Consider the following 12269-nt stretch of genomic DNA (forward strand, 5'->3'; position numbering starts at 1 on the left):
TATTTTTGTATTGCTTTTTTAACAAAGCATCTTTTACAAGTCAATCTCCAAAAATTAAGATGGAACACACAAGAATAAAGGAACTATTGAATGCCACAGAATTTGGCAAAGAGGTCGTTGTTAAAGGTTGGGTAAGAACTTTCCGCAACAATCAGTTTATAGCAATCAATGACGGTTCGTCAATCAATAATATTCAAGCAGTTGTCGATTTTGAAAATACACCTGAAGATATCTTAAAACGTATCACCACTGGAGCAGCAGTCCGCGTAAAAGGTCAATTGATAGAATCATTGGGTAAAGGGCAAAAAGTTGAAGTTAAAGCTACCGAGGTAAGCATTATTGGCGACTCTGACCCCGAAAAATATCCATTACAGCCTAAAAAGCATAGCTTAGAATTTTTACGTGAAATTGCGCATTTGCGTTTCCGTACCGGAACATTCAATGCGGTATTCAAGGTGCGTAATGCTTTAGCATTTGCGGTACATAAGTTTTTTCAGGAAAACGACTTTGTCTACATGCATACACCAATCATCACAGGTTCGGATGCGGAAGGTGCTGGAGAAATGTTTCAGGTTACAACCCTGGATTTAAAAAACCCGCCACGCAAAGAAAATGGAGATATCGATTTCAAGGAAGACTTCTTTGGAAAATCGACGAACCTTACGGTATCGGGACAACTGGAAGGTGAGCTTGGTGCCATGGCATTTGGAAACATCTACACGTTCGGTCCGACATTTAGAGCGGAAAACTCAAATACAACACGTCACTTAGCCGAATTTTGGATGATCGAACCCGAAATGGCTTTCTATGAATTAGAAGACAATATGGACTTGGCCGAAGCTTTGCTGAAATATGTCATCAAATACGCTTTGGAAACTTGTCCAGAAGAAATCGAGTTCCTCAAAAATCGTTTGTTGGAAGAAGAAAAATCCAAGCCCGCTGCAGAACGCTCAGAATTAAACCTTGTTGAGAAATTAAATTTCGTATTAACAAACGATTTTGAACGCGTTACCTATACCGATGCTGTTGAAATATTAAAGCGTAGCAAACCAAACCAAAAGAAACAATTCAAATATTTAATTGATGATTGGGGGGCAGATTTACAATCGGAACACGAACGCTATTTGGTTGAAAAACACTTCAAGAAACCTGTTATCTTAACAGACTATCCACGCGAAATCAAGTCCTTCTATATGAAGCAAAATGAGCCGGATGCGCAAGGAAGAAACACCGTACGTGCCATGGATATTCTTTTCCCAGGTATTGGTGAAATGGTCGGTGGTTCGCAGCGTGAAGAAAATCTTGATCGTTTACTTGATCGTATGGCTGAAGTTGGTATTCCCGCAGAAGAAATGGAGTGGTTCTTGGATACACGCCGTTTTGGATCGGTACCGCATTCTGGATTTGGCGTAGGTTTTGAACGCCTCGTTTTATTCACGACAGGAATGACCAATATCCGCGACGTCATTCCATTCCCACGTACGCCGAAAAACGCAGAATTTTAATATAAAGAACAACAGCCAAAACAAAATATTTTGGCTGTTGTTCTTTTAGATATAGCGTATCTGAAGACAGATAGTAACCATTGCCCAATTGGCATCCTTCAATAGGGCTTGAGATCAAACCTAATTCAGGTACTTAACAACAATAGAAAATGCTTATTAAGATATATAACGACAACCCCAACCCCAAGGCAATAGAACAGGCGGTTGATATTCTTCGACGTGGTGGTGTAATCATCTACCCTACCGATACCGTATATGGTATTGGCTGTGATATCACGCAACAAAAAGCCATAGAACGAGTATGTGAAATTAGAGGGCTAAAGCCTGAAAAAGCAAATCTATCATTTATATGTTATGATTTAACAGATATTTCGCAATACACAAAATCCTTCGATACCTCCGTTTTCCGCGTATTAAAAAAAGCCTTACCTGGACCTTTTACTTTTATTTTTAATGCAACAACTAAAGTCCCTAAGCTCCTAAGTTCCAAAAAGAAGACTGTGGGTATCCGTGTCCCAGACAATAATATTGTTCGTGAAATAGTCAAACAATTAGGCAACCCTATTGTGACAGCCTCCATTCACGATGAAGATGAAATTATTGAGTATTCTACTGATCCTGAATTAATTCACGAAAAATACGAAGATCTAGTTGATGCTGTTATAGATGGCGGTTATGGCGATAATGTCGCATCTACCGTGGTCGATGTTACCGAAGGAACTTTTGATGTTATTCGTGAAGGAAAAGGTGATTTGGAGCAATTCCTATAAAAAAACCAACTTTCAATAGAAACTCCCCTTATTAACTATTTGCAAAATTCCCAGCAGCAGCATTGTTGGTAATTTGTGCATAAACCACTCCATCAACATACTTATCAACAAAATAGACTACTTATTAACACAAGAAATGTTAATAAGCAGTCTGTTGACATGGACATATTAACACAAAATGTGTATAACCGACCACTTATCAACATCGAATTGTTAATAACGCAAACCGAAAGGATTCAAAAAAGTAACAAAATGTGTAAAACTAGGGGTTATACACATAAAAATGTGTATAAGATAACATTCATCGACAAATTCGCTAAATATCGTGTTTATAAATAAACTATACTAACAGAACTCTGTGGAAAGTTAAGAACGATACTCCACCCGCCTTTTTATCGCTATGTTGAAAAGTTCAAATCCGCGCTTTGTTTCTATCAGTAGTTTTCCCAGAAAAGGAACCAGCAATCCAGAAAAAAATTCACCTTGGACAAATCTAACTTGTGAAGCTCCCACTTGTTCTAACCTAAAATAATGCTCGCCATCAAAAATACCTGGAAAGAATAAATCTCCTTTCCAGCGCAGCTCGCTATGCTGTTCAATAGACAGGAATTTTGGATTCATTTTGATCTTGAATCCGTTTGGTTGTTCTAAAAGGACTTTGCAGCGTTTTCCGACTACCGGTTGCTTTTCAAACTGTTTGATTGTTGGGCTCCATTGGGAATAAGCCTTAAATTCAATTAATACCTGCCAAACCTCTTCTGCTGTTGCATCAATGAGAATACTCGTTTCAATCTTTTTCATTTTGTTTTTTTATTGCTGAAATGACAAAATAGCTCAAGCTTCTTCACCTGTCTTCAAATAACGATAAAGCACATGTGATGCTATTCTAGTTTTATCTTAATTTCAATTATTACAACTGCAAACAAACTACTCCAAGCTTAATATGAACCATATAAATGTATAAATACACAAAATTTTGGTTACGTGTTCGATTAAGCAGGCTGTTCGTTAACAGCTACAAGACAAAACTAGAAAAAGGCAGGCAGCTCGCTCTTGACTTTTATCAAGAACTTATTTTTGTTCGAATACGACTCAAGGTTTCTGGGCTCATACCCAACACGGAGGCGATATATTGAAGGGGAACTTGTTGAAATAATAATTTATGTTGTTCAAAGTATTGGACATATCTTTCTTCCGCTGTTAGACAAATAAAATCTGAGATTCGCTGCTCCATAGTACAAAAGCATTTTGCCAAAAAAGCCTTCTCAAATTTATTCCATTCCACAATTTCGGATTCCATTCGCTGGTAATCGGACTTTGACAAACGGTATACCGTACAATCGCTAACGCATTGGAAATTCCATATGGAAGCCTTGTCAAAAATGAAAGAAGCAAGATCTGTCACAAAATGATTCCTTGTACCTATCCATTGCGTAAACTCTCCTTTTTTTGACCAAGCATATTGACGGATTAATCCGGATTCTATCACAAACAGATTGGAAGAATAATCGCCCACCTTGATCAGATATTCCCCTCGTTTTAATTCAATACGCTCGAAGTTTGAGAAAAGTTTTAAGGAACTAGCCTCAGAAATAGGAAAAAAATCTTGAAAGAGCTGATCTAACATGAAAGGAGGTTTTATAAAATCACGACTTCTTCAATAATGACGTGACCTACATATTCATTTACCCTTCCTAGAATTTGTCTTCGCATAAGCGCCAATTCATTCTTAATAACAGCAGACTCTACACGTACGAACAGTTTTTTATCACGAACATATAGCTGCTGTGTGCGATTAGCAATAGCTTTACCAATCAATTGAGGCCAAACAGATGCGATCGAAGTTTCATCAAATTTTCTTCGTAGTTTATAAGCCTCAAGAAGACGCTCAACCCCCTCCTTAATTGTCATATCGTCGCTTGACCGAATGAATTCTAGGCTTTTTTTAGTTTGCTTCTTATACATTGACTTGTCCTCCTTCAATATCAAATATACGAACAGGTCGGCTGATTTCGTCAAAGATTCGCTGAATTCTCACGGAATCCGTATCTGTCAGGAAAATCTGTCCAAAATCATCTTCTGAAACCATCTGCATCAATTTGTGTGTACGGCGATCATCAAGTTTATCAAAGATGTCATCCAAAAGAAGTAAGGGCTTAAAACCCTTTTTCTGCTGGAGATAAGAATATTGTGCAAGCTTCAAAGCAATTAGAAAAGATTTTTGTTGGCCCTGAGAACCAAACTTCTTTAAGGGCATTCCACCGTGAATGGTAAAGATCAGATCATCTTTATGTATTCCTTGCGTTGTGCGTTCCAGCATACGGTCACGTTCCAAATTCTTCTCCAAAATATTTAGAAACGAATCTGTCATTAAAGGCGATTCATAGTGTAATTGAACAGACTCTGCATCCTCGGTGAGGAACCGATAGTGTCGGTCAAACTCCGGCTGAAACTCCTCCATAAAAGACCTTCTTTTTTGAAAAATAATATTTCCAACTTCTTCAAGTTGAAAATTGAGAATTTCGATTAGGCCAAGATCCAATACACTGGTTTGACGTGCTTGTTTAAGGAGACTGTTACGTTGGGCTAAAAACTTATTATAAATAATCAGGGTATCTAAATATTTATTATCTGTTTGGGAAATCACATTATCCACAAACTTTCTACGCTCTTCACTCCCATCTGTGACAATGATGCTATCGTTTGGGGATACCATGACCAAAGGAAATAAGCCGATATGATCAGCCAGTCGGGGATAATCCTTTTTATTTTTTTTAAATTGCTTTTTCTGATTTTTTTTAAGGCTACAAGAAATGAAATCACTATTGGATTCTTTATCAAATTCACCCTGTACCATAAACCAGTCATTGCCTGATTTGATATGCTGCGAATCAATTGGATTGAAATAACTTTTACAGAGTGATAAATAGTGAATCGCATCCAAAAGATTGGTTTTACCAACACCATTATTCCCTGTAAACGCATTTACCTCGGGGAGAAATTCCAAAGATGATTCCGAGTAATTCTTGAAATTTAGAACAGAAAGTTGCTTCAGCCACATAGCACAAAGATACGCTATTTGGATTGCTAAAAATTATTTTATTTCCTCAAAATCCACAAACTCACCAGCGGTTTCAGTTCCTTTACGTTCAGGGCTTTCTTTGGGTGGAATGTAATCGACATGTACTTTACCTTCGGGCTGAGACCTTTTACTTTCCTGTTGCCCTTGACCATTAAATTCATAATAAAAGGTACCGCCTGATCCTTGGCTACCGTATGCTCCACCCTGCTGTTGCGCTTTTTTCATCAACTTTTCAGCTGCTTTACGCATTGCAAACGGTAAAAATAATCTAAATAAGAATCTTACTACAAAGTAAACAGCGAATGTAATAAGTATAAATTTTAAAAATGCCATAGTTAATTCGTTGCTATTTTCTCAAATTTAACCAATAACTCGATAAACTGTTGTCTTTAAAATGTCAGATAAGAATTTATTAACAAATTTTAAGACTTTCCTAATCGCGCTTTTGTTTCCATAATAATTCGATAAAGCTCTTCCTGGCGCTGTGTACCCAACACATAAGTAAGACCATCTTTATCCGTTAAAAAAACTGCATTTTTGCCGCCAGCAAAGAATTTAATCTTTCCCTTTGTATGCAGATTATAAACTGGATTATTGAAAAAGAATGTGCTATATGGCGCCTTCTCTATTTTTTTAATAGAAGCAAGATCGATTTTGACGACTCGAGTAGACCATAGTCCACTAATAAGTATATGGTCTTGAAATACTTCCGTACGGAATAATACCATATACATCATGACAATAGACGTGATGATAATACCTACTCCTACAATAAAGAACAATTGGCTCGATATCAAATGGTCTAAATTCAAATAAAATGCCGTAAAGCAAAAAAGTACGAGCACTAAACGCACACTGATCCAAACGCGGTCACGACCTAAATATTGATTTTCCGAATAGAGTACACCTTCTTTCATTTACTTAAGATTTAGCTATTAATTTGGAGACTTCGCACCATTGTCTCTTATTATTTGAACTCCTCATTAGTATCATTTTTGCTTCAATAGATTTTATATCATTCAGGATCATTCCATCATTTTTAGCAGCAACAATTTTTCTTGTTAATCAGTTCTGCAAACTAAAGTAAGGACTTTTTTTGTATTGGCGGTAATTTTATAACGATTGTCCATGCGATAATTGGCTACCCAAAGGATATCTCCATTTCCATTCACCACGATCGGAATATTTTCCTTTTCAAATAAGCTGATCTTTTTATTGATAAAAAAATCACTCAACTTCTTGCGCCCTTCCATACCTAAAGGATAAAAGCTATCGCCAACTTTCCACGAACGAATCGTAAGCGGAAAAACCAATACATCATAATCCAGCTTTGCAACCCCACTCGCTTTGACAATAGCTAGATCCGCAGAAACATTGGCATGAAAACAATAGTGCTTCCACTCCACAGTTGAAGTTTCGGAGGTGATCAAAGCCTCATCGGGTGAAATAAATTCCTTTTCACGAATAAAAAGTTCATTTCTATCCAGGAGCATATGGTAGGCATCGGATTGAAAAATACGCCCCGATTCTCTTGACCAAGCTTGCTGAAGATCACTTAGCACCGGCTTTGAGAAATTAAAAGCCGAAAACAGCTCATAGAGCAAAGGCAAATTATCCATATAGGGTTCCAGATCTTCTTTCCGAACTCCCCAACCCTCATCTATAGGGTAAAACAGTTTTCTCCGAATGGGCTCCACAAATTGCTGCAACAGCTGGTAAGATTCCTTAAAATGATTGATATTCTGCTCGAAGACCATTTCAAAATCTGGCTGAAGTTTTTTAAAATGTGGGATGATATCAATCCTTATTTTATTACGTGCATATTTTGTTGAAAAGTTGGATTGATCGTCTCGATAAGCAATCCCATACATATTCACAAAATGTTCAATTTCGCTTGCCTTCAGAAAAAGCAGTGGTCGGATGATACGCTCTCTGATAGGAAAAATACCCTGGAGTCCTTGGAGACCGGTTCCACGTGAAAGGTTTAGGAGTACCGTTTCGATATGATCGTTCAGATGCTGAGCTACTGCAATTCGGTCGAACTGCAGCTCATGTCGCAATTTTTCAAACCAAGCATAACGAAGTTCCCGTGCCGCCATTTGAATCGAAATCTGATGGTCCTTTGCGTAAGCTTGTGTATCAAAGTGCTTCACGTATATTGGAACATTATTTTCCGCTGCAAATTTTCTGACTAGAGCTTCATCCGCTTCCGATTCCGCCCCCCTTAATTGAAAATTGCAATGTGCAATAGCAATCGTATACCCTGCTTTTGCAAATAAATGTGCCATTAACATCGAGTCCTTCCCCCCACTCACCGTAAGCAATATTTTATCATGAGGCATCAACAAATGCTCCTTTTCAATATAGCCCATTAGTCTTTCCAGCACATTCATATAACAAAGTTACGGTATATTTTGTCCGAATGATAAATTCAAGTCTTAAAATTTGTGAAATCCAGTGAAGTAGCAATTAAAATCCATATTTTTGCCCTTGTGAAACAATACATTTATACACTTATTGTATTTATTTTAACTGGCTTGTCGGTCCAAGCGCAGAAACAGGATGAACTAAAGCTTCTTTCATCATCCCATATTATTACTGGAAAAGACGGCAATATCCTCTTTTACCGCCCAGTCTATGAACATGTAGGCTCAACACTATCATCAGATAGTGGCTATTTACACAAAGACAAAATTGGCAGACAATTTTTTGAAGCCTTTGGAAATGTAATCATTACTCAACCCGACGGTACGCAGATATTTTCCAATAAATTACACTATGAAGCGGCCATGCAGCTCGCTACACTTACGGGCGCTGTACGAATGGTCAGCACCAGTGGCTCTATACTGACAACTGATCACCTTGTCTATAATATGCGAAGTAAAATCGGTAATTATTACAGTGGCGGGCGTATTCTATCCGGAAGCGATACAATTACAAGCCAGCGAGCTACTTATTTCGAAAATACAGGGGAATCTTATTTCAATCAAAAAGTTGTGGTCCGGTCAACCAATGTAAAAGTCTACACGGACTCCATGAAATATAATGGTAATACACGTATTACTGATTTCTATGGGCCTACCAATATCAAGGGAAATAAAGGGGAAAACCTGTATACTGAAAAAGGCCGATACCATATGGCAACGGGCCAGGCTTATTTCTCTAAAAACAACCTTTATACAGAAGGGACAAAGTTTCTTAAGGGTGACAGCCTATTCTACGATAGACAAGTGGGAATCGGTAAAGCCGTAAAAAATGTGGTCTTTGTTGATACTTTAGACAAATTTTACGCCTATGGTGGATTTGGTTTGTACAACGGGAGGAATGAATCCATTACGATGACAGACAAACCACTGATCATTTCGGTTGTTAAAAAAGATTCAACACAAAAAGATTCTGTATCTTCTTTGTCTCCTGTCCAACAAAAGTCGGAGAAAGAGCTAAAAAATGAAGCTAAAGAATTAAAGAAGATTGAAAAAGAACAACGCAAAGATGACCTCAAATCAAATAAAACCAAATCACAAGTTGCTCTAGAAGAAAAGGAACATCCAGGTAAAAATATCAAAAGCGGCAATAATAAACCACTTAAGGCTGACGCACAGGTAGATTCTGTTTTTATGACAGCCGACACGCTCTTCTCACAGATGATATTTCGCCGAGATTATATTGCAAAAGATTTTAAATTGAATCGTGAAGGCGGGGCTATTGAGGACGACAATGAGGTCGATTATGGTGACCAGGATTCCAGCTCAACAACAGTTGATTCCACGGGTACATTAGAAAATATAAAAGATAACCTTCACAAGGGAATCGACAGTTTGCCTAAAAAAGACAACGGCAAACCGGTTCTTGAAAAGAGCATTAAAAAAGTACAAGATACCCTGACAAATAAGAAACCGATTGCAGCAAAGAAAACACCAGCTATTGTCGGTGATCAAAACAAGATAGAAATTGAAAAAAACCTTAAGGCTGATAGTGTATTGCGTAAAAAAGCGATCATCCCGAAAGGCGGTGAATCCGATAAACTGATGGGCGCAGCTTTAAAAAATGCCCAACAGGGTAATCGGGATTCTCTCGCCCAGGATACGGCCAAAACACGGATTATAAAGGCATATTATAATGCCCGATTATTTAAATCGGACCTGCAAGCTGTAGCAGATTCTATGTATTATGGTATGCAAGATTCCATGTTCAGACTAATGGGAAAACCAATGATGTGGGCCGAAAACTCACAAATCTCTGGAGATACCATATTCCTACAGGTAAAGAATCAAAAATTAGACAATTCACTACTTGTCGGTAACGCTTTCATGGTAAACGCAACAAGCGACTCATTAAAATTCAATCAGATTAAAGGTCGGAAGATTACCAGCTTTTTCACCAATAACCGTATGGAACGTCTGTTTGTTGATGGCAACGCTGAAAATATCTTCTACAATATTGATGAAAAGACCAATGTAACAACTGAGCTTATCCATGATCGAAGCAGCCGTTTTAAGATCTTGATGGAAGATAATAAGCTGAAGGAATATGTATCTATTCGGAAAGTGGATGGCAAAGTATATCCTATTGCTGAAGTCACGGCCGACAAGGAGTTTCTTCCGAATTTCATCTGGCGCCCCGAAGATCGACCTAAATCAAAAGATGATTTATTAAATCGAAAAAGAGATCTTTCAAAAGCATCATTTACGGTTCCGGCGGCACCAGAAGGTGAAGAATCTGGAACAATGAAGTCTATTAAGAAAGGTGATAAAACAACTACCCCTCAAAAAGGTGCCACCAATAAAGCTGGTGCGAACGAAACGCCCGAGAAAGAAAAAGAGGTAGACGCTACAAACAATAAAACAAGCGCTGCTACCAAAACAGCTAAACCATCTGAAACAACGACTAAAGCCAACGCTACAGAAACAAATGTAAAGACCGCAACCGACAAAGTTGCTGCAAAGTCCGACTCAACAACTAATAAATCGACGATAATACCTGCACAAGATAGTACACAGACAAAAGTAAAAGCTAAATAACCGGCCAATACTGAGTCGCACAAAAAAGCAGCGCAAAACAAATTGTTTTGCGCTGCTTTTTTGTGTTTAAGGCTATCTGCTGATCCTATCAGATGTGCTCATTCCCTACCTCAGATAAATGGAAATTTCTATTTTACAACCCAAATGGGTTCCTTAATATAACCTATTTTGTTTTTAGGTATTCAGCAAGTTTACCGACAGCAATCGCGCGATGGCTTATGCTGTTTTTTTCCAGGGCAGTCATCTCCGCAAAAGTTTTATCATAGCCATTCGGAATAAAAATGGGATCATAACCAAAACCATCAATACCCCTACGCTCTTCAATAATTTTCCCCTCTATACTTCCTTCAAAAAAGTGCTGCTGCTCATTCAAATATAGTGAAATAACTGTTTTGAATCGCGCTGTACGATTGGGGTTATCGCCTAAATTTTTCAGGACAAGATCAATATTCTTTTCCATATCCCTCGATCCGGAATAACGTGCTGAATAAACTCCAGGCTCGCCATTTAATGCATCAATTTCCAAGCCTGAATCATCTCCAAAACAGTAAAGACCATATTTGTTCACCAAATAGTCCGTTTTCTGCTGGGCATTTTCTTCAAAGGTCACTCCCGTCTCTGGAATATCATCGTTACAGTCAATATCATTTAAGCTCTTAATGATAAAAGCACTCCCCACGATCGCTTGGACCTCTTCTAGTTTATGGGTATTATTGGTTGCAAACACTAGTTCTAGCATCTTCTTGAAATTTAGTTTTTGTTTGTTATTTCGCTTTATCGACCGTGCTCCTCACTCTGCAGTGGGCTACGATTTTTCCATGAAGTTACACCTCAAAAATAAGCATTACGATATATATATTCTGTAATAAAACTTATATTTGGCAACTATTAACCCAATAAAAATAATGAAAAAGTTTTCTTTAGCAGTTTATCTACTGCTGACCTTAGTGATGGTGTCGCCATGCAGTACATTTGCACAAAAAATGAAAGTTCTTTCTGGAGATTTTGATTTCGTCGGGATACCCAATACTAATGACAGAATAGCCGAGGGTTACGCTAAAACTGCAAAGTCCCTTGCCAAATTAATAACAAAGAAGATTAAATAATAGATGGGGTTTAGGAGCTCACATTCCCTCTTAAATCCCAATTTTATTCATAACAAGTTTCTGATAAAAAAATCAAGAAACAATAAAGGTCTTAAATTCATTCCAGAACAGCTTCTTTTTATTCACATCAACAAACATCTCTTCAAAACTGAACGTATTAAAAACCGTCGCAATACGGCCTTTCATGTAGGAATTATGTTCAATAAATGGAAGTTTCAAAGACGCGGGTTCCACACCCAACAATATAATCTTAGTTGGTTGGAAAAACTGCATAATACGCTTAAAATCATTCGGGTTATGGGGATTTGCCAAATTGAGTACCGCAACGGTCTCTTTGGTCAATTTCAAAGCACCAATTGTTTTTTCAAAAGCGTCTAATGCGGCGGGAGAAAAGTAAGGGTATTGCTCGTAACGCAAAATAAAAAGTACTCCTTGATCCTTATTTCCCTGATATATAAACTCACCACCCAATACCTCCAGATGGTTAACAGTATCGCCGCCCCTGCCGGACTCAATAGCTACAGCGGCTTTCTCTGCACCTAAGCCCACGGCCACATACGAGGTATCCTTCATTTCCGATGATGCTTGTACAACAGCTACTTGCGCATGAGCACCGTTCTCCTCCTGCATAGGATGTGGAGACAGATCTGCTTGAAAATCAAAACCATTTCCAAAGATTGTTTCATCCATTAAGGTCTGAAGTGCAACGGGATTATCTGTTGTAAGATTGCTCATCGGGAAAAGAAATATTAGACAGTAAAGATAAAGAAGAAAAGGGAAAAGAA

General features: G+C 38.0%; 13 protein-coding genes. 4 read left to right on the forward strand and 9 right to left on the reverse strand.

The genetic code is table 11. From position 1 onward, the window contains the following. Positions 1 to 59 precede the first annotated feature (59 nt). Positions 60 to 1505, forward strand: a complete 1446-nt coding sequence (gene asnS / locus OK025_RS03780) for an asparagine--tRNA ligase (RefSeq protein WP_317668382.1) — start codon at positions 60 to 62, stop codon at positions 1503 to 1505. Between the two features lie 149 nt (positions 1506 to 1654). Further along, positions 1655 to 2275 carry an L-threonylcarbamoyladenylate synthase gene (locus OK025_RS03785; protein ID WP_075991081.1) on the forward strand — a complete coding sequence of 207 codons (621 nt, stop codon included), beginning with the start codon at positions 1655 to 1657 and terminating at the stop codon, positions 2273 to 2275. Positions 2276 to 2641: 366 nt separating this feature from the next. Here the strand turns inward: OK025_RS03785 and OK025_RS03790 are convergent, their stop codons facing one another. The 7 genes from OK025_RS03790 to tilS all read right to left on the reverse strand — a co-directional run bounded on the left by OK025_RS03790 (position 2642) and on the right by tilS (position 7750). Beyond that, positions 2642 to 3076, reverse strand: a complete 435-nt coding sequence (locus OK025_RS03790; RefSeq protein WP_317668383.1) for an SRPBCC domain-containing protein — start codon at positions 3074 to 3076, stop codon at positions 2642 to 2644. Positions 3077 to 3338: 262 nt separating this feature from the next. Beyond that, entirely contained in the window at positions 3339 to 3902 is a 564-nt protein-coding gene (locus tag OK025_RS03795) for a Crp/Fnr family transcriptional regulator (protein ID WP_317668384.1), read from the reverse strand. 11 nt (positions 3903 to 3913) lie between these two features. Then, a complete protein-coding gene (locus tag OK025_RS03800; protein WP_070560660.1) occupies positions 3914 to 4240 on the reverse strand; it encodes a DUF721 domain-containing protein in 327 nt (108 codons plus the stop codon). Further along, a complete protein-coding gene (gene recF / locus OK025_RS03805) occupies positions 4233 to 5336 on the reverse strand; it encodes a DNA replication/repair protein RecF (RefSeq protein ID WP_317668385.1) in 1104 nt (367 codons plus the stop codon). Before recF ends, OK025_RS03800 begins: the two co-directional genes overlap by 8 nt. 33 nt (positions 5337 to 5369) lie before the next feature. Further along, positions 5370 to 5690 (reverse strand): DUF4834 family protein, encoded by a 321-nt coding sequence (locus OK025_RS03810; RefSeq protein ID WP_088160261.1) that lies wholly within the window; start codon positions 5688 to 5690, stop codon positions 5370 to 5372. Positions 5691 to 5779: 89 nt separating this feature from the next. After that, positions 5780 to 6274 (reverse strand): hypothetical protein, encoded by a 495-nt coding sequence (locus tag OK025_RS03815; RefSeq protein ID WP_317668386.1) that lies wholly within the window; start codon positions 6272 to 6274, stop codon positions 5780 to 5782. Positions 6275 to 6418: 144 nt separating this feature from the next. Then, positions 6419 to 7750, reverse strand: a complete 1332-nt coding sequence (gene tilS / locus OK025_RS03820) for a tRNA lysidine(34) synthetase TilS (protein ID WP_317668387.1) — start codon at positions 7748 to 7750, stop codon at positions 6419 to 6421. A gap of 99 nt (positions 7751 to 7849) precedes the next feature. Here tilS and OK025_RS03825 point away from each other — a divergent pair, with 99 nt between their 5' ends. Next, positions 7850 to 10378 (forward strand): OstA-like protein, encoded by a 2529-nt coding sequence (locus OK025_RS03825; protein WP_317668388.1) that lies wholly within the window; start codon positions 7850 to 7852, stop codon positions 10376 to 10378. A gap of 163 nt (positions 10379 to 10541) precedes the next feature. Here OK025_RS03825 and OK025_RS03830 read toward each other — a convergent pair whose 3' ends face one another. Further along, positions 10542 to 11117 (reverse strand): non-canonical purine NTP diphosphatase, encoded by a 576-nt coding sequence (locus OK025_RS03830; protein WP_317668389.1) that lies wholly within the window; start codon positions 11115 to 11117, stop codon positions 10542 to 10544. 166 nt (positions 11118 to 11283) lie between these two features. On the opposite strand from OK025_RS03830, the gene OK025_RS03835 reads away from it, so the two are divergent. Next, positions 11284 to 11484, forward strand: coding sequence for a hypothetical protein (locus tag OK025_RS03835; protein WP_293956387.1), 201 nt, complete (start codon positions 11284 to 11286; stop codon positions 11482 to 11484). A 72-nt stretch (positions 11485 to 11556) separates the two neighbouring features. Here OK025_RS03835 and OK025_RS03840 read toward each other — a convergent pair whose 3' ends face one another. Continuing rightward, entirely contained in the window at positions 11557 to 12219 is a 663-nt protein-coding gene (locus tag OK025_RS03840) for a hypothetical protein (RefSeq protein WP_317668390.1), read from the reverse strand. Between the last annotated feature and the right edge of the window lie 50 nt (positions 12220 to 12269).

Origin of the sequence: Sphingobacterium sp. UGAL515B_05 (assembly GCF_033097525.1) — a bacterium.
In the GTDB taxonomy this organism is placed as follows: domain Bacteria; phylum Bacteroidota; class Bacteroidia; order Sphingobacteriales; family Sphingobacteriaceae; genus Sphingobacterium.

Coding starts and splice junctions, on each gene's coding strand:
- asnS (WP_317668382.1), top strand. CDS start 60: ATGGAACACACAAGAATAAAGGAACTATTGAATGCCACAGAATTTGGC.
- OK025_RS03785 (WP_075991081.1), top strand. CDS start 1,655: ATGCTTATTAAGATATATAACGACAACCCCAACCCCAAGGCAATAGAA.
- OK025_RS03790 (WP_317668383.1), bottom strand. CDS start 3,076: ATGAAAAAGATTGAAACGAGTATTCTCATTGATGCAACAGCAGAAGAG.
- OK025_RS03795 (WP_317668384.1), bottom strand. CDS start 3,902: ATGTTAGATCAGCTCTTTCAAGATTTTTTTCCTATTTCTGAGGCTAGT.
- OK025_RS03800 (WP_070560660.1), bottom strand. CDS start 4,240: ATGTATAAGAAGCAAACTAAAAAAAGCCTAGAATTCATTCGGTCAAGC.
- recF (WP_317668385.1), bottom strand. CDS start 5,336: ATGTGGCTGAAGCAACTTTCTGTTCTAAATTTCAAGAATTACTCGGAA.
- OK025_RS03810 (WP_088160261.1), bottom strand. CDS start 5,690: ATGGCATTTTTAAAATTTATACTTATTACATTCGCTGTTTACTTTGTA.
- OK025_RS03815 (WP_317668386.1), bottom strand. CDS start 6,274: ATGAAAGAAGGTGTACTCTATTCGGAAAATCAATATTTAGGTCGTGAC.
- tilS (WP_317668387.1), bottom strand. CDS start 7,750: ATGAATGTGCTGGAAAGACTAATGGGCTATATTGAAAAGGAGCATTTG.
- OK025_RS03830 (WP_317668389.1), bottom strand. CDS start 11,117: ATGCTAGAACTAGTGTTTGCAACCAATAATACCCATAAACTAGAAGAG.
- OK025_RS03835 (WP_293956387.1), top strand. CDS start 11,284: ATGAAAAAGTTTTCTTTAGCAGTTTATCTACTGCTGACCTTAGTGATG.
- OK025_RS03840 (WP_317668390.1), bottom strand. CDS start 12,219: ATGAGCAATCTTACAACAGATAATCCCGTTGCACTTCAGACCTTAATG.